An 18166-nucleotide genomic window follows, 5' to 3' on the forward strand; every position below is an offset into this window, starting at 1 on the left:
GAATATATCCACTACTACAACCATGACCGAATCAAAGAAAAGCTAAAGGGATTAAGTCCGGTTGATTACCGAACTCAATCCCTCGTGCTAACCTAACTAAACTGTCCAACTACTGGGGGTCAGTTCAAAACCGGCGGGATTATTTTTTGTCTTCTGGGTCTTTAAGGAGGTCGTAATGATTGGCTAAGAGCAACATGGCAATAGATGCGCAACCCATGGCAAAAAATTGCCATTGATGCAGCATCGCTGTGCCCACCACCGTCATTAAGACGGTCCAGCCGATTGCCATCTTGGCTTTTTTAGAGAGAGGTTTCATTTTAGGCATTAACTTTATTCAACATACGACGAAGTGTATCGTCCTTTACAACGTAATGTTGCCACAAGCCTGCTAAAACATGAATACCAATCAAAAAGTAGAGCGAGTTTCCCAGGAATTCATGGATCCCTTCAACTACTTTTTTCATCTCTGGATTGGGGGTGACCAGCTGAGGCCATACCAAGCCAAAGAAGTGGATTTCTTTGCCGCCATACTGAAAATACAGGATGCCGAAAATAGGCGATATCAAGAGCAGGGCATATAGCAGCCAATGCATTGCTTTGGCCAATGAAATGAATAAAGTCTTTGGGTTAGTGGGCTCAGGAACGTCATAAGTCAAACGGATGATGAGGCGAAGAGCCATAGCTATAAAAATGAGCTGTCCAATCACCCCATGCACCGTTTTGCAAAGCTCACGAGGTTCGCTTCCTTTAGGGAATTGTCCCTTAAGCTCAATCACTGCAAAAGCGGCAATAACCAGGAAGAAAACAAGCCAATGAAAGAAGATGGATGCAGGGTGGTATTTGGTTTTCGGCATTGCAAATGGACGTTAAGTGAATTCATCTCAAATGATAATGAATCTCGTTAACAATATTAATACCAGGGACTTTACCCTTTAAGGCGGTAATTCAGGTTTAGTTATTAAGCCTAACCTTGGCGCTGAGCTCATTTACTAAGCCACGCTTATCTATTTGTGAGAGTCTAAGAGCCTCAACTTCAAAATCTAATTGTCCAGGATGAAATTCCTCGTCATTCTGAAGGTGGATGACATAAGTCCACACCAGTTCACGCCCCCGGTTTTTAAAAACATCGACTACTCGTTTCATCTGGACCGCCTTTAAGGTGAAGCTTATTGATTGCCGATAGATGGATTGGTAATTTTCATCTGTTGGCTTAAATTATTTTTTAGTGCCACTAAGTTTCTCGCTTCAATCCGAATGATTCCACCTCTTGGGCTATCAATGTCAGCAATCAAAAAGAAAGATACCGCAATAACAAAAGGGAAGATCATGAATAGGCCGATGTTCTTCTCAAAATTCCGCGCGCCAAACCCAACCAATAGATTGGCGCAAATAGCGATTGCTGACATCAGCGCCCAGGCGGTAAGGGGGATGCGATTCCACCAAGCTGCTTGTACATAGCCTTGAGAATTTAAGACATCATTCATGCCGGAAGCTACTAAAGCCATGACTGGCGTAACTTGCGTTCTAACGACCGGAAGGATTTCATTCCAGAGGGCGGCTTGCAATTGATCTGTTTTATTGCGAATCTCCTCAATCTTTTCGGGGCTCTGCCTTGAGTAAAACAGAATGCGTTGATCTGTATATTGAAGTAAGAGGTCCTTGGTCGCCGCTGCAGCTTTTGGGGGCAGCAGATCAGCTCTTAAGAATTCGGTGCCAATGGCATTTGCCTCACCTTCCTCAAAGATCTCTCGCTGATCATGGCGATTGATGGCCATTGAGAAGGTAAAGCCAATAATTAAGGCGAGCAAGGTTAAGGTAGCCGTCTGAATAATGCCAAGATCTGCAGATGTCTCAGTATCTTTTGTATGGTAGCGACTCAGTGCGGCATATCCAAACCAAACAGAGAAGGCAAATGCTATAAGTGAGGCACCAAAGACGGCAAGAGGGTAGTTGAGGATGGGAAAAATTTAAAAGGTTCCTGGATACAAAATATCTTTAGTCACATTCTGAATATCGCGATGGCCTGTGAATGCCATGGTGATATCTAACTCATTGTGAATTAACTCTAAACACTTGGTGACACCAGCCTCACCCATGGCGCCTAAGCCATATAGGAAAGGGCGGCCAATCATCGTGCCGCGTGCACCCAAGGCCCAGGCTTTTAAAACATCTTGACCTGAACGAATGCCGCCATCCATCCATACTTCAATATCTTTACCAACGGCATCCACAATTCCGGGTAAAGCCTGAATGCTAGAAATCGCCCCATCTAATTGACGGCCGCCGTGATTAGAAACAATTAAAGCGTCGGCGCCGGAGTTTGCTGCTAAGCGCGCATCTCCTTCATCCAAGATGCCTTTGATAATCAGTTTTCCACCCCAGAGTTTTTTAATCCATTCCACATCACCCCAATTGAGACCCGGATCAAATTGTTCTGCAGTCCAAGAAGACAGTGAAGACATATTGCCGACACCAGTAGCATGACCAACAATATTGCGGAAGGTTCTGCGTGGCGTCATAGCCATACCCAAGCACCAGCGTGGCTTAGTTGCCATATTGATCATATTGGCAATCGTCAGCTTAGGAGGGGCGGAGAGACCATTCTTTAGATCCTTGTGACGTTGACCTAAGATTTGCAAATCCAGAGTCAAAACCAGTGCGGAACATTTGGCTGCTTTAGCGCGCTCAATCAAGCGCTCAATAAAGCCGCGGTCTTTCATAACGTAGAGTTGGAACCAAAATGGTTTTGTAGTGTGCTCCGCCACATCTTCAATTGAGCAAATACTCATAGTAGATAAGCAGAATGGCACGCCAAACTTTTCCGCAGCCTTAGCTGCCAAAATTTCACCGTCAGCATGCTGCATGCCAGTTAGGCCTGTAGGTGCCAGTGCCACTGGCATAGCAACTTCTTGGCCAATCATGGTTGTCTTAGTGGTGCGGTTAGTCATGTTGACGGCTACACGCTGACGCAATTTAATCTTTTGAAAATCGGATTCATTGGCGCGGTACGTTGACTCAGTCCACGATCCTGAGTCTGCATAGTCGTAGAACATCTTAGGGGTACGCTTTTGATGGAGGACCCTTAAGTCTTCTATATTGGTAATGATTGCCACAATGTATCCTTCTGTTTGATGCTATTTTGTTCAAGCAAAAGCTTAATTTAAGCTCTATCTTAGCAATACCGGGGATTTGTTTCTACAATGCTAGGGTATCCCTTGCTTGGGGACCTCAAATAACTACCTCCCCAATAAGCCCCCACATGCAACAACTGAATTTCGCCACCATTGCCTACTTGCTCACAGCTACCGCTTTATGGGCAGGCAATGCAATCGCTGGGCGAGTATTGGTTGGAAGCATCTCCCCAATCACCTTAAGCGCAGCCCGCTGGGGATTGGCTGCCTTACTGTTACTTCCTTTGGGTTGGCGTGTATTCATGCCGGGAAGTGCCTTATGGCAAAACAAGAAGCGTTTCCTCCTCTTGGGTTTATTCGGGGTGGGTAGCTACAACGTACTGTTATATCTCGCTCTTCAAACATCTACTGCTATTAACGTCACCTTGATCGGCGCTAGCATGCCCATCTGGATGCTATTCATTGGTGCAGTGTTTTATCAAGTAAAGCCCAGCATGTTGCAGATGATTGGCGCAGTAGTAAGCTTGCTGGGTGTTGGCATTGTGCTTACCCGTGGAGATCTAGCGGCCCTAATGTCTATGCAAATGGTGGTGGGCGATCTTTTAATTATGTTAGCCACTATCTTGTGGGCCTTTTATAGTTGGATGTTAAGTCGTCCAGGCACCAGCACAGAACGCCAATGGCCATGGGCTGAATTTTTAATGGCGCAAGTAACAGTGGGTCTGTTGTGGACGGGATTTTTTGATGGCTTTGAAATTGCAGCTGGTCATGCTTTTCTAGATCTCAATTGGTGGACCGCTTCTTTAATTGTCTTTGTCGCAATTGGCCCCTCCTTAATTGCTTATCGTTGCTGGGGTCTGGGCGTGAATGGAGCAGGGCCTACGGTTGCCGCTTTTTTTGCTAATTTCATACCCTTATTTACTGCGCTTTTATCGGCCGCTATGCTGGGTGAGCCTCCCCAACTATTTCATGGGCTCGCCTTCGGTCTAATTGTGGCGGGTATTGTTATTTCCTCGAAAAAGAGAAAGTAAAACTGCCAAAACTGGCAAAAACGCCCTTTTAAGCAGGGTTTTGAACCGGAGTCCCCAAAAAAGACTTAAATCGGTATCATTTAGGGCTAATCACAGAAATCCCTAGGAAATTACTATGCCAGGCTTACTTCCCAATGTTGATCCAGATGGTTTATTAGAGTTCTCGGTTGTTTATACCGACCGCTCCTTGAATCACATGTCTGAAGAGTTCAAGCGCGTGATGGTGGACATTTCGAGCGTCCTTAAGGATGCCTACAACGCTAGCTCTGCAGTCATCGTTCCCGGTAGTGGAACTTTTGGCATGGAAGCAGTGGCCCGCCAATTTGCCAACAATGAAAAATGCTTAGTCTTGCGTAATGGCTGGTTTAGCTATCGCTGGACGCAAATCTTTGATTTAGCCAACATCACTAAAGACGTTACGGTTATCAAAGGCCACCAGTTAGAAGACTCAACACAGGGCGTATTTGCACCAGCTCCAATCGAAGAAGTGGTTGCTTTCATCAAGAAAGAAAAACCAGCAGTGGTATTTGCGCCGCACGTGGAAACTTCTGCCGGCATCATTCTTCCAGATGATTACCTCAAAGCTGTCGGTGAAGCAGTACGTTCTGTAAATGGTTTATTTGTATTAGATTGCATTGCCTCTGGCGCAATGTGGGTTGATATGAAAGCTTGTAATGTCGACGTATTAATTACTGCACCTCAAAAGGGTTGGAGTAGCTCCCCATGCTGCGCATTGATCGCTCTTGGCGATCGTGCACGTGAGCGCATTGATACAACCCAAAGCAGCAGCTTTTCTATGGATCTCAAAAAGTGGCTTCAGATTATGGAGGCATATGAAAAGGGTGGACATGTGTATCACACCACTATGCCTACTGATGCCTTAAAGATTCTGCGTAATGTGATGAAAGAGACTCAGTCGCTTGGCTTCGCAGCGTTAAAGGAGAAGCAAATAGAGTTGGGTACAAAAGTACGCAACCTATTGGTTTCTCAAGGATATAGCTCAGTATCTGCTAAGGGCTTTCAGGCCCCTGGCGTGGTCGTAAGCTATACCAAAGATCCTGATATTCAGTCTGGTAAAAAGTTTATTGCTCTGGGTATGCAAACAGCTGCAGGCGTTCCTTTGCAGTGTGACGAGCGTGCAGATTTCCGCACCTTCCGTCTTGGATTGTTTGGTTTAGAGAAGTTGGCGAATGTTGATCGCACAGTTGGACAACTTGCTACCGCATTAGAAAAAATTACTGAGACTGAAGCGCAGCCTGCGTAATCAAGTAAAGTAGTTCAGTATTAAGAAATAAAGGCCATCATCTGATGGCCTTTATTACATTTTAGTGCGATAACCGCTTTTATCTAGCCAGGGGATTGGGAGTAGCTTCCCCGATCTTATGTAGGGTGTTGTTATCAACGTGATGAAATAACGCTACTTGATCTTTAATCTTCATCACCGTGTCTTGTTCATAAGACCAAGTGCCATCATCGTGAATTGAAACTTGAATATGAAATTCAACTGTTCTGAAGGCGTAATCTAAAAATGGATTGGATGAGATGCCTGCGCAGCGATCATCTTCCTTTGCATGCAATTCAAATTGCCTTGCATTTATAGCAGCATTACCAGAGGCCATCGTAATCATGCCCCGAGGAATGCTCAGTGTATGAATGATGTTGCCAGTTGCTGGCTCCCATAACCAATATCCTACTTGGTCGTGATAGGTCTTTACTTGATCGGGTTTAGTGATGTGGGTGTGGTATCTCAAACCATAAAACAGCTGAGGACCATTAGTTTGGGGGTCAATTGGCTGAAGCTCAATTCTTTCTACATAAGCTTGCTTCTTGGGCCCTTCTGCTTTGGGCTTTACGTCTAACCCACGAATACCTTCCCAAATCCCAGCCATGCCAGTCAAGGGCCCAAGCTGTTCTAGGGTATTGACGGAGTAGCCTTGGGGTTCGGTAAAAATGTCGTTTGGAAAATCACTCATCAGCAACCCTTAAAAAATGAAGCATTTTTCTCAAATTTTTGAGTATTATTAAATTATCCACAAACTATCTTGGAGAATTACATGATTTCTCGTATCGCGCGCTTGAGCCTGGCAACCCTGATTTCTGCTGCTATCGGTATCGCCCCTATCTCCGTGATGGCTGCTGATCCAGCTCCTGCAACTGCACCAGTAGCTGCACCTGCTGCCGCTCCAGTAGCCGCACCTGCCGCCACTCCGGCTGAGAAGTCTGCTGAGAAAAAAGCAAAGAAACAAGCAAAGAAAGAAAAGAAAGCTGAGAAAAAAGCAAAAAAGAAATCTAAAAAGAAGGCTAAAGCAGCAGCTGACGCCGCAGCTCAGTAATACACTTAAATGAGTCCCTCTTAGTTGAGGGGCTCTGCACCATCGAAGTCATCAGATCTTTTGGGGTCTGGTGACTTTTTTCTTTGCGCATCATTGCGTACTAACAACCACATTGCAGCCATCACCAAAGTCATGCCGCTAATTTGCGTCCAAGTGATTGGCTCCGCAAGAATGAGGTATCCCATGAAGATAGTGGAGACTGGGCCAAGTATTCCAGCTTGAGCTACGAGTGGAGATCCGATGCGATTGATGGCAATCATAATCAGCAGCATTGGAATAACGGTGCATAAGCTGGCATTCAGCAGGCTAAACCAATAAATGGGTAGAGGCTGTTCAAATATAGCTATTGGGTTATGGATGGTTGATTGCGCTATGCTCAAAAATGCCGAGGCTGAACTGGCATAGACAACTAAGCGCACGCTTCCAATACGCCTTACCATTTCTCCAGCACCAATCATGTAGGCCGCATAAGAGCAGGCGCTGCCGAACACGAGAGCCATGCCTAACCAGGCATCAATGCCGGTGGAACTCGCATCTTGAATAAAGACGATAAACACTCCAATGTAGCCAACGATGAGTGAGAACCACTGTACTTGAGATACGGGTTTCTTTAAAACAAAATAAGAGATTAATAAAACAATGGTTGGCGTGAGGTAAAGAACAATTCTCTCCAGGCCAACTGAGATGTATTGAAGTCCCAAGAAATCAATATAGCTTGATAAAAAGTAACCTAAAAATCCAAGAAAGAATAATTTTGCGCGATCAAGCCAAGTGATGGGGTCCATTGCCTTACGGCGGGACTCCCACCAGAATATTCCCCAGAACAAGGGAAGTGCCATGAGCATGCGTAAGGCTAGAAGCGTCTCCGCATTTGCACCATAACCAAAAGCGAGCTTGACCAAAATCGCTTTGCCAGAAAACAGCATGGAGCCTACTCCGGCCATCAAAATGCCATAGAGGTAACGTCGGTGATGATGTGCTGCGCTTACTGAATGCATAAGGATTTATAACATCTTATTGAGTAGCGCTCGCATTTCTAAAATAGTCTCGGAGGGTGTAAGGCCTATAGGACCAGTCCCTTTACTCACTAAGCTATCTGCTGCGCTAGCGTGTAATTCAACTGCAATCCCGGTGGCTTGCCAAAGATCTAGTTGATGCCGAATTCCTTGGGCAGTAATGGCAGCAATGCTGCCCGTCAGAATATCCCCCATGCCTCCAGTACCCATTCCAGGATTTCCGGCAAGACATTGAACTAGAGGGTGCTGTGGTGAGGCAAGCAGGGTATGTTGTCCTTTAAGAACCACAATCGATTGTGTGAGCTCGACCAATTGTTGAATGGCACGCACGCGATCTGATTGCACTTCTTCGGTTGTCATCTTCAAAAGTTTGGCTGCTTCACCAGGGTGAGGCGTGAGAACAGTCAATTCTGGAAGAGTGTGATTGCGCGCTTGTAGTTGTCCAAGTAACTCAGTGGATTCGCTGATTAAATTGAGAGCATCAGCATCAATCACCAATGGTATGTTTGGATATAAGAGTGACGCACGCAGACATTCAATCGCTAAAGCGGATTTGCCAAGACCTGGTCCAATAGCAATAACATCGGGCTGAGCGGTATTCAGTGCTTGATGAATATCGTCTGTCGCAAGGCGAATCATGAGCTCGGGGTGATCGACATCCCCACGCGCTGAAGCAGGATCTAATATTTCTAAGATAGTCCAGCCTGCGCCAAGATGAAGGCAGGCATTGCCCGCCAAAATTAGGGCGCCCGCCATTCCTGGAGCGCCGCCAATTAAAATGACTTTGCCTGCATTGCCTTTATGCTCTGCAGGCTCTCGTTTTAGGTGTACCACAAGAGGAAGGGTATTCAGTTGAGCAGGAACATTCATGAGTACAGTATCGTACTAAATTGCATGCATACACACTAATCTGCACTAACCCAATAGCTTTATTATTCAGCTACTTTTGCGCCTTGGATATTGTGACGTTTCATAGCGTCTGCCACAAACCCAGACTGCTTGAGTTCTGCGATGACATTGCTTAAATAGGTGTTTGTACTTTCATATCTAGGCCTAGCCTTCGGAATGCCAATCGCTTGATTAATCACCATGAAGCGCCCAGGTAGCATGCGCAGTCCCGCATAGCGCTTAGCATCACTTTCTAACTGCTGTTTGACGCCTGCTGCAACATTGCCTGTTCCCGACATGAAGTCATCAATCACTGCCTGTGAGCTAGCAGCTCGTAATAGGGCGGCATTCTTAATCTCACGTGTAAGGTAAAGATCATAGGCGCTGCCTTTGCCTACGACAATTTCATTGCCGGCAGCATCTACTTCATCGTTAGTCTTTAATGGAGAAGAGGCTTTCACCATATAGGCACCTTCAATTTGTATATAGGCTGGGGTATAGCTGATGTCTGCGCCCCGGACTGGATCAATCGCCACAAAGACTAAGTCAATTTCTCCAGTCTTCACTGCATCTACTGTTGCACCTGCCGACTTAAAGGGGATTAATTGCACGGGCAATGAAATGCGTTTTCCAATCTCATTGGCAATATCAATCGTCACTCCGTACAAGTTTTTTGAATTTGGATCTTCATTAGCAAGAACCGGATTTCCCAAATTAATGCCAACACGCAAAACACCAGTTGGGGCGAAAGAAGATAAGGTGGGCTGATCAATGGTTTTCATGGGCTTGGATGATTGACTAATAGCAAGATGCGATATGCACAAAAGCGTCAGAGATAGGAGTGAGGAAAATATCAGCTTCATTAAAAGATGGAGATAAAAAAACCGCGGCGGGCCGCGGTTTTATCAGTAAAAGAAGGAATTACTTCTTAGCGTCAGCCGCTGGAGCAGCGGCAGGTGCTGTTGGAGCAGCGGCAGGAGCATCTTTCTTAGCCTCTTCCATATGAGCCGCTTCTGCACCATGCTTTTCGCCGCCCATATCAACGTTGCCGTCGCCTTTGAGAAGTAAGTAGGCTGTGGCACCAATTAAGACTAGTACCATGATGATGATTGAACGGTTGCTCATTGCTTTTCCTTCGATTTAGTTGAAATTCTGGCAATATTAACTCGCCTTTAGTACCAGGTAAATCCCAACAATCCCTAGAAGCCATATTCTTCGAGAGAACTAGGTATTAACACTAAGTTAATACGCGGGTTAAGATTGATCTATACATGCCCTCAAAGGTTGCAATATGAGTCCGAAGCTCCCTATTAACAACTCACAGACTATTACTGAGTTTTTAAATCTTCACAAGAGCCAAATAGCAGAAGAAGATTCCGAGGATTCTTATAAGTTTGCTTTTGGTGACGAAGCCTTTTTAGCTCGCAGAGAGACTATGGGTATTCGCTTTGAGTTGGAGTTACTCAAGCCCGATGTGCTGCTTAAAGAGCACGGTATCGAGCATACGATTACCGTCTTTGGTTCGACTCGATTCATCAGTCATGCTGAAGCGCTGGCTCAAAAGGAAAAAGCAAAGACTCCAGAGGAGATTACAGAAGCGAACAAAGCACTTTTGCACAGTAAGTACTACGAGTCAGCCCGAGAGTTTGGGTCATTAGTGGCTCATTACAACGCTACTCAAGAGAATAACTTTAATAAACTCCATATTTGCACAGGTGGTGGCCCTGGAATTATGGAGGCCGCTAATCGAGGTGCATTTGAGGCGGGCGATAAAACTATCGGCTTTAATATCAGTCTACCTCGAGAGCAGCAACCCAATCTATATGTCAGCCCGGGCTTAAGTTTTCGCTTTCATTACTTCGCGCTACGCAAGATGCACTTTATGTTGCGCGCTAGAGCAATCGTAGCTTTTCCCGGGGGGTTCGGTTCCATTGATGAGTTATTCGAGGTGTTGACACTGATCCAGACTAAAAAAGTTGTTCCTATTCCGGTGATATTGGTGGGCAAGGACTACTGGAATGAGATGATTCGTTTTAAGCAGATGGTGGAATTTGGCGTCATTGATGAGGAGGATATGCAAACTATTCACTTTTCAGAGACTGCCCAGGAGGCTTGGCAGGTGATTCGGGATTGGTATCAATTGGGTTAACAAGCGCTCGCCTGTAAAATCACTCCTATGAATCCTTCGCAAACTAGCATCGCTACATCACTAGATCTTCCAGGCTATCTTTTGGGTGCCGCCATGCTCCTGTTGATCATGGTTTTTCATGGGGTAGCGTTACTGCAGATTGCCAAGCGCTATGAAGTGAAAACTTTTCTGTATTTGGCAGAGAAAAAATACTCTGCTGTGGCTCTCTGTTTTTACGTGAGCGTCTTCTGTTTGTTCTTAACCCATATCGCTGAAATACTGATTTGGGGTATTGCTTTGTATGTATTCAAGTTACTACCCGCTCTGGGACAAAGTATTTTATTTAGCGGCAGTACCTATACGGCAATGGGATTTATGGAGGACATTCTTCCCGATGGCTGGAAGATGCTGGCAGTGATCATCGCTTTTTCTGGAATGTTTTCCTTTGCATGGACTGCATCAGTCATGATCTCCATGACCAAGAACTTCCGCCAAGCCTATACCAAGCTCCATATGAGAAAACTTAACATCTCATCTGACATCATTGATCGTTTTGAGTAATCGATGAGTAAAACTTGGGATGCCATCATTATCGGTGGCGGGGCAGCTGGCCTATTTTGCGCAGGAGTTGCTGGTCAGTTAGGAAAAAAGGTACTTGTACTGGATCATGCTGAGGTTTTAGGCGAAAAGATTCGTATAAGTGGTGGTGGCCGTTGCAACTTTACCAATCTCCATAGTAGTCCGGCCAACTTCTTATCTCTCAATCAGCATTTTGTGAAAAGTGCACTCGCTAGATACCCCTCAACAGAATTTATCAAGCTGGTGACATCTCATGGCATTAATTATCATGAGAAACACCAAGGCCAATTATTTTGCGATGATTCTGCCAAACATATCATTGAGCTATTGTTTGCAGAGTGCGCCAAAGGAAATGTGACCATACGTCATCCAGTCTCCGTGCAATCAATTGAGCAAGAGGATGATCGATGGCTCATCCAAACGAATGCTAGCACCGAAAAAACCAAGTCAGTAGTCATGGCAACGGGTGGTTTACCAGTGCCCGCCATTGGAGCTACCGCTTATTCCTTGGATGTTGCAAAGCAGTTTGGATTAAATGTGGTTGATCCTAGGCCCGCTTTAGTGCCGCTCTCATTTACCGCAGATAACTTCGGCGATCTCAGTGAGTTGGCCGGTCTAGCTGTACCAGTTAGAATTGCCTCCGGCTCTAAGGGCCATCGATATGGTGCCTGTAGATTCAATGAGGATTTGCTGCTAACTCACAAAGGCTTATCAGGTCCTGCGGTTCTTCAAGCAAGCAGTTATTGGGAAGAGGGCGAACCTATTCACATCGATTGGCTTGGCGCAATTGAGCGTCCTGGAGGATTTAATTGTGATGAACTCTTTAACAATGAAGAGAATCGCTTAAAGCTTACCGAAACTATTTTGGCTTCTGTGCTTCCTCAGCGCTTAGCTAAAGCATTTGCAGAGCAGCGCAATCTAATGGGTCGCAAATGGGCCGAAGTCTCTAAAAAAGATCGTCAAGCCCTTAAGGAGCTGCTAACGAACTGGTCTGTAAAGCCGGCAGGTACCTTAGGTTGGAAAAAAGCAGAGGTGATGTTGGGCGGGGTAGATACCAAAGAGCTCGACGGACAAACGATGATGTCGCGCAAGCATCCAGGGTTATTCTTCATTGGTGAGTGTGTCGATGTCACCGGTCATTTAGGCGGCCATAATTTCCAATGGGCATGGGCCAGCGGCTATGCTTGTGCGCAATCCCTATAAATTTCTCATCACACCAGGACTCACTTCGACAGTTTTTTCTTTTCACGTGAGCGGATATTTAAAAGCTCAACCGATAAAGAAAATGCCATAGCAACATAGACATAACCTTTAGGAATGTGAACGCCCATTCCTTCTGCGATCAGTACTATGCCTACAACCGTTAGAAACGATAAGGCCAATACTTTGATAGAGGGATGGCGCTGAACAAAATCCCCAATAGGCTTAGCGGCAATGAGCATGATGAGGACTGAAGCAAGGACTGCTGCGATCATCACGCTAATTTGATCCACCATACCCACTGCCGTAATGACGCTATCCAGAGAAAAAATAATATCTAGTAAGCCAATCTGTAGCACAGAGCCAATAAATAAAGAGAGCATTGACTTGGCGCGGCCTTTTCCTTGGGGGTCAATTTGTTCATCGCTATGCTCACCCACCTCAACTTCAATATAAATTTCTTTCGAAGCCTTCCAGATTAGGAAGAATCCGCCAAGCAATAAGATTAAATCTCTACCGCTAATCAGGTGGTCGGAGATGCTGAAGAGGGGGCTGGTAAGACCCATTACCCACGATAGACTTAGCAATAGAAGAATGCGAGTGACAAGCGCAAACAAAAGACCGAAGCGGCGAACCTTCTCCCGAATTTCAGAAGGGAGTCTGTTGGCAATAACGCTAATAAAAATGATGTTATCAATGCCGAGAATAATCTCAAGGGCAGAGAGCGTTAGAAAGGCAATCCAAGCATTGGGATCACTCAGGAGCTGCATTGTGCTTTCGATCATTTTCTACTTTACTAATGTAACTATTGATCAGAGTTTAGCGAATAACGATAAACATCCATCCCAGTTTAATGACCACATCATTAGTTGGGTTGATTCCTCATCCAATCCGCAGTGTTCAGAAAAGACTCTTCAAGTTGTTTCGCGGTATCACCGGTTATTCCGCACTCTTCCATAGCCTTATACATGCAGGCTAACCATTGATCTCGCTCTTTTAAACCAATCTTGAATGGCAGATGTCGAGCCCTTAGCATGGGATGACCATATTTGGGTGAGTAGATATCAGGACCGCCCATCCAGCCGGTGAGGAAAAATTTCAACTTTTCTCTAGATCCTGAAAGATCTTGGGGGTGCATAGACCGTAGATCCCCAAAATGGGGTTCTAGGACCATTAAATCGTAAAAACGGTCTACTAATGCCTCAATTTGGTCTATGCCGCCTATAGACTCATAAATGGCTATTTTTTTCACTCATTTTGTCATTTTAATGCGGTAAATTCGGGGAATTGGCAGTTCGTCTATTTCGGTATAGAGTTAAATGCTAAAGCTTTATTAACCCTTGTTTATAGGAGCGTAAAAATGGATGCACAAGAACTTCAAAAGTGGCAACGTGAAAAAGCCAAAGAATTATTTGATTACTCGCATACTTTGCTTGAGGCAGCAAAAAAATTAAGTGAGCATCATATGGCTGAGATTGAGTGGGGCATGAAAAATGCTTTGGACAGCGCTAAATCCGCTGCCAAAAATGATTTAGGCAAATTAAAAGATTTGCAGGAAGAGGCTACCAAAGAAACTGCGAAACGTGCGGCTGCATACCAAAAGAAGGTAAAAGCAGTTTTAAAAGAGCTCGGTGAAGGCGCTGCCGATGAAACTGAGAAGCATCTTGAAAAGGTTCGTAGCTCTTTGGTAACTTGGCTTGAGGACGCTGAAAATAAAATCCCAGCGCATGCTGACAAGCTATCTAAGGTAGTTCATGAAATGTCAACGACCGGTCAGAATATGTTTAAAGAAGGGCGCCGCATTGTGAACCAAGTGGCCGAGACTGCCGAAAAGAATATTGATGACCTGGTTAAAAAATCTGGGGGTAAGAAGAAGGCTGATGAATAGCCCTGATTAAACCAAGGAAAAACAAAACCGCCTCAGAACAGGGGCGGTTTTTTATTTCCAGCCTTGTAGCCATAGCTCGCTATTGGTGAGATCACGCCAAGCAATTTGCGTAGTTTGCTTCGAGTAGACCGCCTCAATTTCGACGAACTCAATTTTCTCGTTTGGTGGTTCTGGCAGGATTACTTTGCTCACCAAGAAATGTTTTTGTTTAGCAATCGGTTTAACTGCCGTCCATTTAGTAAGGAGTAATTTCTTGGGGCTGAGTCGATTCATCGGTAATACATTCTCATTCTTTTTATAAGGCAGTGCACTGGAATTCTTGACCATTGATCAAAAGCAATCCTGAGGAGGGAGAAAATACAGTCTTCGATTGATTGGTTTGACCTGAACATTTTTCATCAAAGTAGCTTTGGGTACCCAAACTACCGCAATAATCCAGTACCGCCCCCTTAAATTCCATTTGGGCCTTTCGGAGCACCATGGAAATTTTAGACTCGGAAGGGGAACTACAACTCCAAGTGGTGTATGTCTCTCGACCGCAGGCACTCAGCCCGAGAAGGATCGCAAGGTAGAAGGCTAGGCGAATTTGGGGAAGGATTCTCAAGGATTGCACCCCTAGAGGATAGCGATATTTCCAATATTTCGCCTAAGAAACAGGTTTGGTATTAATATTTACGGCAGATTGTTTAATAAACAACGCATTGGTCTTGATAAGACATTTAAAACAAAATATTGAAGGAGACGCTGTGGATACAAATCGGAGAGATGCGCTTAAATTAGGTGCGTCTGCTGCTATTAGCGGTATGTTTATTTCTAATGCAATTGCTGCTACTGATGGTCAGTCGCCGATTGTGGTGGAGCCATTGACTGGTAAAGCGGGTCTTAGGATTGCCAACTATTTACCTAAAATGGGCGCTACCTCAAGATTGGGTTTGGTTACCAATGACGGTATGGTAGTTGATATCCCTGCAGAAGCGGCTCGTCAAAAAGTACAGCTCTCATTTGATCCTACTTCAATGATTTCATTGGCTGCCTCTGGCAACAAAGGCTTGCTGGAGTTGGCTACATTATTTAAAGGTCGCGGAAGTAATTTAGCGAATGTGAATAATGTGATCTTGCTATCACCTATTCCTAAGCCGCAAAGCAATATTTATTGTGTGGGCTGGAATTACTTAGACCATTTTGAAGAGGGCCTCAAGCATCGTGCTGATACTGCTGTAAAAGAGTATCCAAAGGTTCCCGTGCTTTTTACTAAAGGCACGCAAACCATGAATGGCCCGTTCGACAACATTCCTTATGATGCCGGCATCTCCACCATGATTGACTGGGAGGCTGAGCTAGCATTAGTGATTGGTAAAAAGGGTAAGAATATTTCCGAAGAAAATGCGATGGATTATGTCTTTGGCTATTCTGCCTACAACGACACTACGGCGCGTGATATTCAGCAAAAACGTCAGTCTGGCCAATGGTTTAAAGGCAAGAGCATAGATGGTCACGGACCAATGGGTCCTTGGGTTGTTACAGCAGGTGGCGTTAATTTGGATGACACTCGCATTATTTGCCGTGTGAATGGTGTCGAAAAGCAAAACGCTAGTTACAAGCAAATGTACTTCAAGATCCCAGCAATTATTGCTGAGCTATCACGTGGCTTAACTTTGCTGCCTGGTGACATTATTGCAACTGGTACACCTTCCGGTGTTGGTGCGGGTAGGACGCCTCAGGAGTTCATGAAGCCAGGTGATGTTATGGAAACAAACATTACCGGCATTGGCATCATCCGCAACAAGATTGCCTAACTGTTCAACTCAGCAAGCTTTTAGAACAACAGCAAGGACCTAGAGAACCCAGAAGTGGTGGGTTCCGTCCTTGCCCAGTTGTTCCACTAAACCAAACTCCCAATCAAGATAGGCCTGCATAGCTGCAGGATCCACGCTAGTACCTTCATACGGGCGCTTATAGCGATCTAGTGGAGGAGAGGCTAAATGACTCGGGCCTTTCTCTAGGTCTAATCCTGCCTTTACCCAAGCAGCATTGCCGCCTTCTAAAACGAGCACCTCCGCTTCGGTTAAGAGTTGCAATTCCTGAGCAGCAAAAAGACTTAACTCAGTAGGGGTGCTGGTAACGACATAGCGGTCTACCTGAGGAATCTTTTTCATTGCTTCGGTAAGTTGAGAGCGGAGTGCATACCAGCTACCAGGAATGTGCCCTTTCACGTAGTTGGCATGTGTGCTGAAATCGATCGCAATCGTATTGCTGTCGCTCTTAAGCCAATGAGATGCTGTCACTGCATCAACACTCTCTATTGTTGGAAGATCAGGAAGGGGCGCCTTCCAGATTCCTTTTTCAGTGAGGTCAGAGGTATTGACTCCATCGAGAACATAAATATCCCACGCCATTTGCGCCAACCAAGATGCGGGCATATTGGCGCGTACACCAGCACCACTGGGGTCTACCAAAACTACCCGTGCACCACGAACCGGGGCAACCATCTCAGTTTCTTGTACAAGCTGTCCTCCCGGCACTGATCTAAAGCCGGGTAGATGACCTGCTTCATACTCTTCGGGAGTGCGCGTATCAAAAAAGTAAGTAGTTCGATCAGATTGTTCTTTCCATGTCTGTACATCGCCCAGGCTAGCGCGCTTAACGCCGGCTCGATCAGCAACACTGCGAGCGCGGACTGCCGCTGCATTTCTTGTATCTTCGCTCACCTCCTGAAATTTTCTGCTTTGCCCCTTATCCAAGTCTTGGCCAGCAAGTGTCCAGCCAATTGTGCCGTTACGTAGCGCATTGACTTCGTTTGGTATGCCAGCATTAATCAGTGACTGCGTGCCAATAATGCTGCGAGTTCTGCCTGCGCAGTTCACAATGATCTTCGTCTTTGGGTTCGGTGCTAATTCTGGGAGGCGCAGAACGAGCTCTGCCCCTGGAACACTGATGCCTGTTGGAATGCTCATCGTGTTGTATTCATCAAAACGGCGTACGTCCACAATAACGACATCTTCCTTGTTATCGATTAATTGTTTTACTTCTTGCGCTGATAAAGAGGGGGTATGAACTTTAGATTCTACAAACTCGCCAAATGACTTGCTGGGAACATTGACATCTTTAAATACTTCACCGCCAGTTGCTTTCCAACCTTGAATACCTCCCTCAAAAACTGATACATCGGTGTATCCAAGATTGATTAAACGTTGCGCAGCTAATTGAGCAAAACCTTCACCATCATCAAGGGTGACGATGGGTACGTTTTTCTTTGGTAGCTTTGCGTAAGCATCAATCTCGATTCTGGAAAGAGGCAGGTTTGCAGCAAAGAGGGGGTGCTCTTGCGCATGAGGATCTTCCTCACGCACATCTAAGAATGCAATCTCTTCTTTATTGAGAAGTTTGTTACGAACGAATGAATGATTTTTAGTTTGAATAGTCATGCTGTCTCTCTGATTTTTTATGGAGTCATTATCTTTTAATCTGGCCCTGGACTGAATTATTGGGTGCAGAATGTATTAGCCGGAGACTGCCTATAGACCAGCCCAGAGGTAGGCACAGCGCTCATTTTTGGGTAAGTGGAGAACCCGATGGGCCGGTAGATGGGCAATAAAGGCGATTTTCCGGGGATTTTTTATCCTTTTTGGGCATTTTTGGTTCAACCAGGATATTTTGAATTAACACTCAAATATAAGAGTTATCCCTGATTTAGGGGGCGATTTTCTATGGTTTTTATGGGGATATACTGACTTCGCTGTCAGTATAAATATTCATTTGTTAATAGGAGACGAGATGTCACAACACGATACATTGTTGGCTGCTTTTGAAACTTACAAAGCTGAAAACGAAAAATTCATTGAAAAAGGTATTAAGGCATCTGCTGCTCGCGCACGTAAGGCCTTGCAAGAAATTGCTGGTGCCTGCAAAGAGCGCCGCAAAGAAATCACTGCTGCTAAAGAGGCGATGGAAGCTAAGAAGTAATTCTCACTC

General features: G+C 45.2%; 24 protein-coding genes. 10 read left to right on the forward strand and 14 right to left on the reverse strand.

From position 1 onward, the window contains the following. Positions 1-96 (forward strand): IS3 family transposase (locus ICE89_RS11395; RefSeq protein WP_216264981.1); only part of this gene is annotated, 96 nt, incomplete at its 5' end. A 43-nt stretch (positions 97-139) separates the two neighbouring features. Here the strand turns inward: ICE89_RS11395 and ICE89_RS11400 are convergent. The 5 genes from ICE89_RS11400 to ICE89_RS11420 form a co-directional block, all read right to left on the reverse strand. Continuing rightward, entirely contained in the window at positions 140-325 is a 186-nt protein-coding gene (locus tag ICE89_RS11400; protein WP_216265988.1) for a hypothetical protein, read from the reverse strand. Beyond that, the gene (locus tag ICE89_RS11405; protein ID WP_216265989.1) at positions 318-854 is read right to left on the reverse strand and encodes a cytochrome b; all 537 of its coding nucleotides are present in this window, start codon (positions 852-854) and stop codon (positions 318-320) included. Before ICE89_RS11405 ends, ICE89_RS11400 begins: the two co-directional genes overlap by 8 nt. A gap of 97 nt (positions 855-951) precedes the next feature. Beyond that, a complete protein-coding gene (locus ICE89_RS11410; RefSeq protein ID WP_072582957.1) occupies positions 952-1143 on the reverse strand; it encodes a hypothetical protein in 192 nt (63 codons plus the stop codon). Between the two features lie 23 nt (positions 1144-1166). Continuing rightward, positions 1167-1808 (reverse strand): hypothetical protein, encoded by a 642-nt coding sequence (locus ICE89_RS11415; protein WP_255558833.1) that lies wholly within the window; start codon positions 1806-1808, stop codon positions 1167-1169. A 159-nt stretch (positions 1809-1967) separates the two neighbouring features. After that, the gene (locus tag ICE89_RS11420; protein WP_072582955.1) at positions 1968-3113 is read right to left on the reverse strand and encodes an alpha-hydroxy acid oxidase; all 1146 of its coding nucleotides are present in this window, start codon (positions 3111-3113) and stop codon (positions 1968-1970) included. 146 nt (positions 3114-3259) lie between these two features. Here ICE89_RS11420 and ICE89_RS11425 point away from each other — a divergent pair, with 146 nt between their 5' ends. Together ICE89_RS11425 and ICE89_RS11430 are read left to right on the forward strand one after the other, a co-directional pair. Continuing rightward, positions 3260-4162 carry a DMT family transporter gene (locus ICE89_RS11425; protein WP_216265990.1) on the forward strand — a complete coding sequence of 301 codons (903 nt, stop codon included), beginning with the start codon at positions 3260-3262 and terminating at the stop codon, positions 4160-4162. 115 nt (positions 4163-4277) lie between these two features. Then, a complete protein-coding gene (locus tag ICE89_RS11430) occupies positions 4278-5426 on the forward strand; it encodes an aminotransferase class V-fold PLP-dependent enzyme (protein ID WP_216264022.1) in 1149 nt (382 codons plus the stop codon). A gap of 79 nt (positions 5427-5505) precedes the next feature. On the opposite strand, the gene ICE89_RS11435 is transcribed toward ICE89_RS11430, so the two are convergent. Next, on the reverse strand, positions 5506-6135 hold the full coding sequence (locus ICE89_RS11435; protein WP_216265991.1) for an FABP family protein: 630 nt from the start codon (positions 6133-6135) through the stop codon (positions 5506-5508). An 81-nt stretch (positions 6136-6216) separates the two neighbouring features. Between ICE89_RS11435 and ICE89_RS11440 the strand changes: the two genes are divergently transcribed. Beyond that, positions 6217-6495, forward strand: a complete 279-nt coding sequence (locus ICE89_RS11440; RefSeq protein ID WP_216265992.1) for a protein tyrosine phosphatase — start codon at positions 6217-6219, stop codon at positions 6493-6495. 20 nt (positions 6496-6515) lie between these two features. Here ICE89_RS11440 and ICE89_RS11445 read toward each other — a convergent pair whose 3' ends face one another. The 4 genes from ICE89_RS11445 to ICE89_RS11460 form a co-directional block, all read right to left on the reverse strand. After that, positions 6516-7493, reverse strand: a complete 978-nt coding sequence (locus tag ICE89_RS11445; RefSeq protein WP_216265993.1) for a DMT family transporter — start codon at positions 7491-7493, stop codon at positions 6516-6518. Positions 7494-7499: 6 nt separating this feature from the next. Next, positions 7500-8381, reverse strand: a complete 882-nt coding sequence (locus tag ICE89_RS11450; protein WP_216265994.1) for an NAD(P)H-hydrate dehydratase — start codon at positions 8379-8381, stop codon at positions 7500-7502. Positions 8382-8443: 62 nt separating this feature from the next. Continuing rightward, on the reverse strand, positions 8444-9181 hold the full coding sequence (locus tag ICE89_RS11455; protein WP_216265995.1) for an ABC transporter substrate-binding protein: 738 nt from the start codon (positions 9179-9181) through the stop codon (positions 8444-8446). 139 nt (positions 9182-9320) lie between these two features. Next, complete coding sequence (locus ICE89_RS11460; protein WP_072582947.1) at positions 9321-9524, reverse strand: hypothetical protein; 204 nt, start codon at positions 9522-9524, stop codon at positions 9321-9323. A 166-nt stretch (positions 9525-9690) separates the two neighbouring features. Here ICE89_RS11460 and ICE89_RS11465 point away from each other — a divergent pair, with 166 nt between their 5' ends. Genes ICE89_RS11465 through ICE89_RS11475 form a run of 3 tightly spaced genes read left to right on the forward strand, consistent with a single transcriptional unit; the run spans position 9691 to position 12309 of the window. Continuing rightward, positions 9691-10548: an LOG family protein gene (locus ICE89_RS11465; RefSeq protein WP_216265996.1), complete on the forward strand. Its 858-nt coding sequence runs from the start codon at positions 9691-9693 to the stop codon at positions 10546-10548. A gap of 27 nt (positions 10549-10575) precedes the next feature. Next, positions 10576-11088, forward strand: coding sequence for a hypothetical protein (locus ICE89_RS11470; RefSeq protein WP_216265997.1), 513 nt, complete (start codon positions 10576-10578; stop codon positions 11086-11088). Positions 11089-11091: 3 nt separating this feature from the next. Further along, positions 11092-12309, forward strand: coding sequence for an aminoacetone oxidase family FAD-binding enzyme (locus tag ICE89_RS11475; protein ID WP_216264030.1), 1218 nt, complete (start codon positions 11092-11094; stop codon positions 12307-12309). 20 nt (positions 12310-12329) lie between these two features. On the opposite strand, the gene ICE89_RS11480 is transcribed toward ICE89_RS11475, so the two are convergent. Both ICE89_RS11480 and ICE89_RS11485 read right to left on the reverse strand, forming a co-directional pair. Further along, on the reverse strand, positions 12330-13091 hold the full coding sequence (locus tag ICE89_RS11480) for a TerC family protein (RefSeq protein WP_216265998.1): 762 nt from the start codon (positions 13089-13091) through the stop codon (positions 12330-12332). An 80-nt stretch (positions 13092-13171) separates the two neighbouring features. Further along, positions 13172-13558, reverse strand: a complete 387-nt coding sequence (locus ICE89_RS11485) for a group II truncated hemoglobin (protein WP_370625369.1) — start codon at positions 13556-13558, stop codon at positions 13172-13174. A 108-nt stretch (positions 13559-13666) separates the two neighbouring features. Between ICE89_RS11485 and ICE89_RS11490 the strand changes: the two genes are divergently transcribed. After that, positions 13667-14194: a hypothetical protein gene (locus ICE89_RS11490; protein WP_216265999.1), complete on the forward strand. Its 528-nt coding sequence runs from the start codon at positions 13667-13669 to the stop codon at positions 14192-14194. 51 nt (positions 14195-14245) lie between these two features. Here ICE89_RS11490 and ICE89_RS11495 read toward each other — a convergent pair whose 3' ends face one another. Further along, a complete protein-coding gene (locus ICE89_RS11495; protein WP_072582941.1) occupies positions 14246-14467 on the reverse strand; it encodes a TIGR02450 family Trp-rich protein in 222 nt (73 codons plus the stop codon). 473 nt (positions 14468-14940) lie between these two features. On the opposite strand from ICE89_RS11495, the gene ICE89_RS11500 reads away from it, so the two are divergent. Next, the gene (locus ICE89_RS11500; RefSeq protein ID WP_216266000.1) at positions 14941-15990 is read left to right on the forward strand and encodes a fumarylacetoacetate hydrolase family protein; all 1050 of its coding nucleotides are present in this window, start codon (positions 14941-14943) and stop codon (positions 15988-15990) included. A 39-nt stretch (positions 15991-16029) separates the two neighbouring features. Here the strand turns inward: ICE89_RS11500 and ICE89_RS11505 are convergent, their stop codons facing one another. Then, complete coding sequence (locus ICE89_RS11505; protein WP_216266001.1) at positions 16030-17619, reverse strand: rhodanese homology domain-containing protein; 1590 nt, start codon at positions 17617-17619, stop codon at positions 16030-16032. A gap of 349 nt (positions 17620-17968) precedes the next feature. On the opposite strand from ICE89_RS11505, the gene ICE89_RS11510 reads away from it, so the two are divergent. Continuing rightward, entirely contained in the window at positions 17969-18157 is a 189-nt protein-coding gene (locus ICE89_RS11510) for a hypothetical protein (protein ID WP_028819023.1), read from the forward strand. The last annotated feature ends 9 nt before the right edge of the window (positions 18158-18166 follow it).

The sequence above is a fragment of the Polynucleobacter sp. AP-Kaivos-20-H2 genome (assembly GCF_018882215.1).
Classification (GTDB): domain Bacteria; phylum Pseudomonadota; class Gammaproteobacteria; order Burkholderiales; family Burkholderiaceae; genus Polynucleobacter.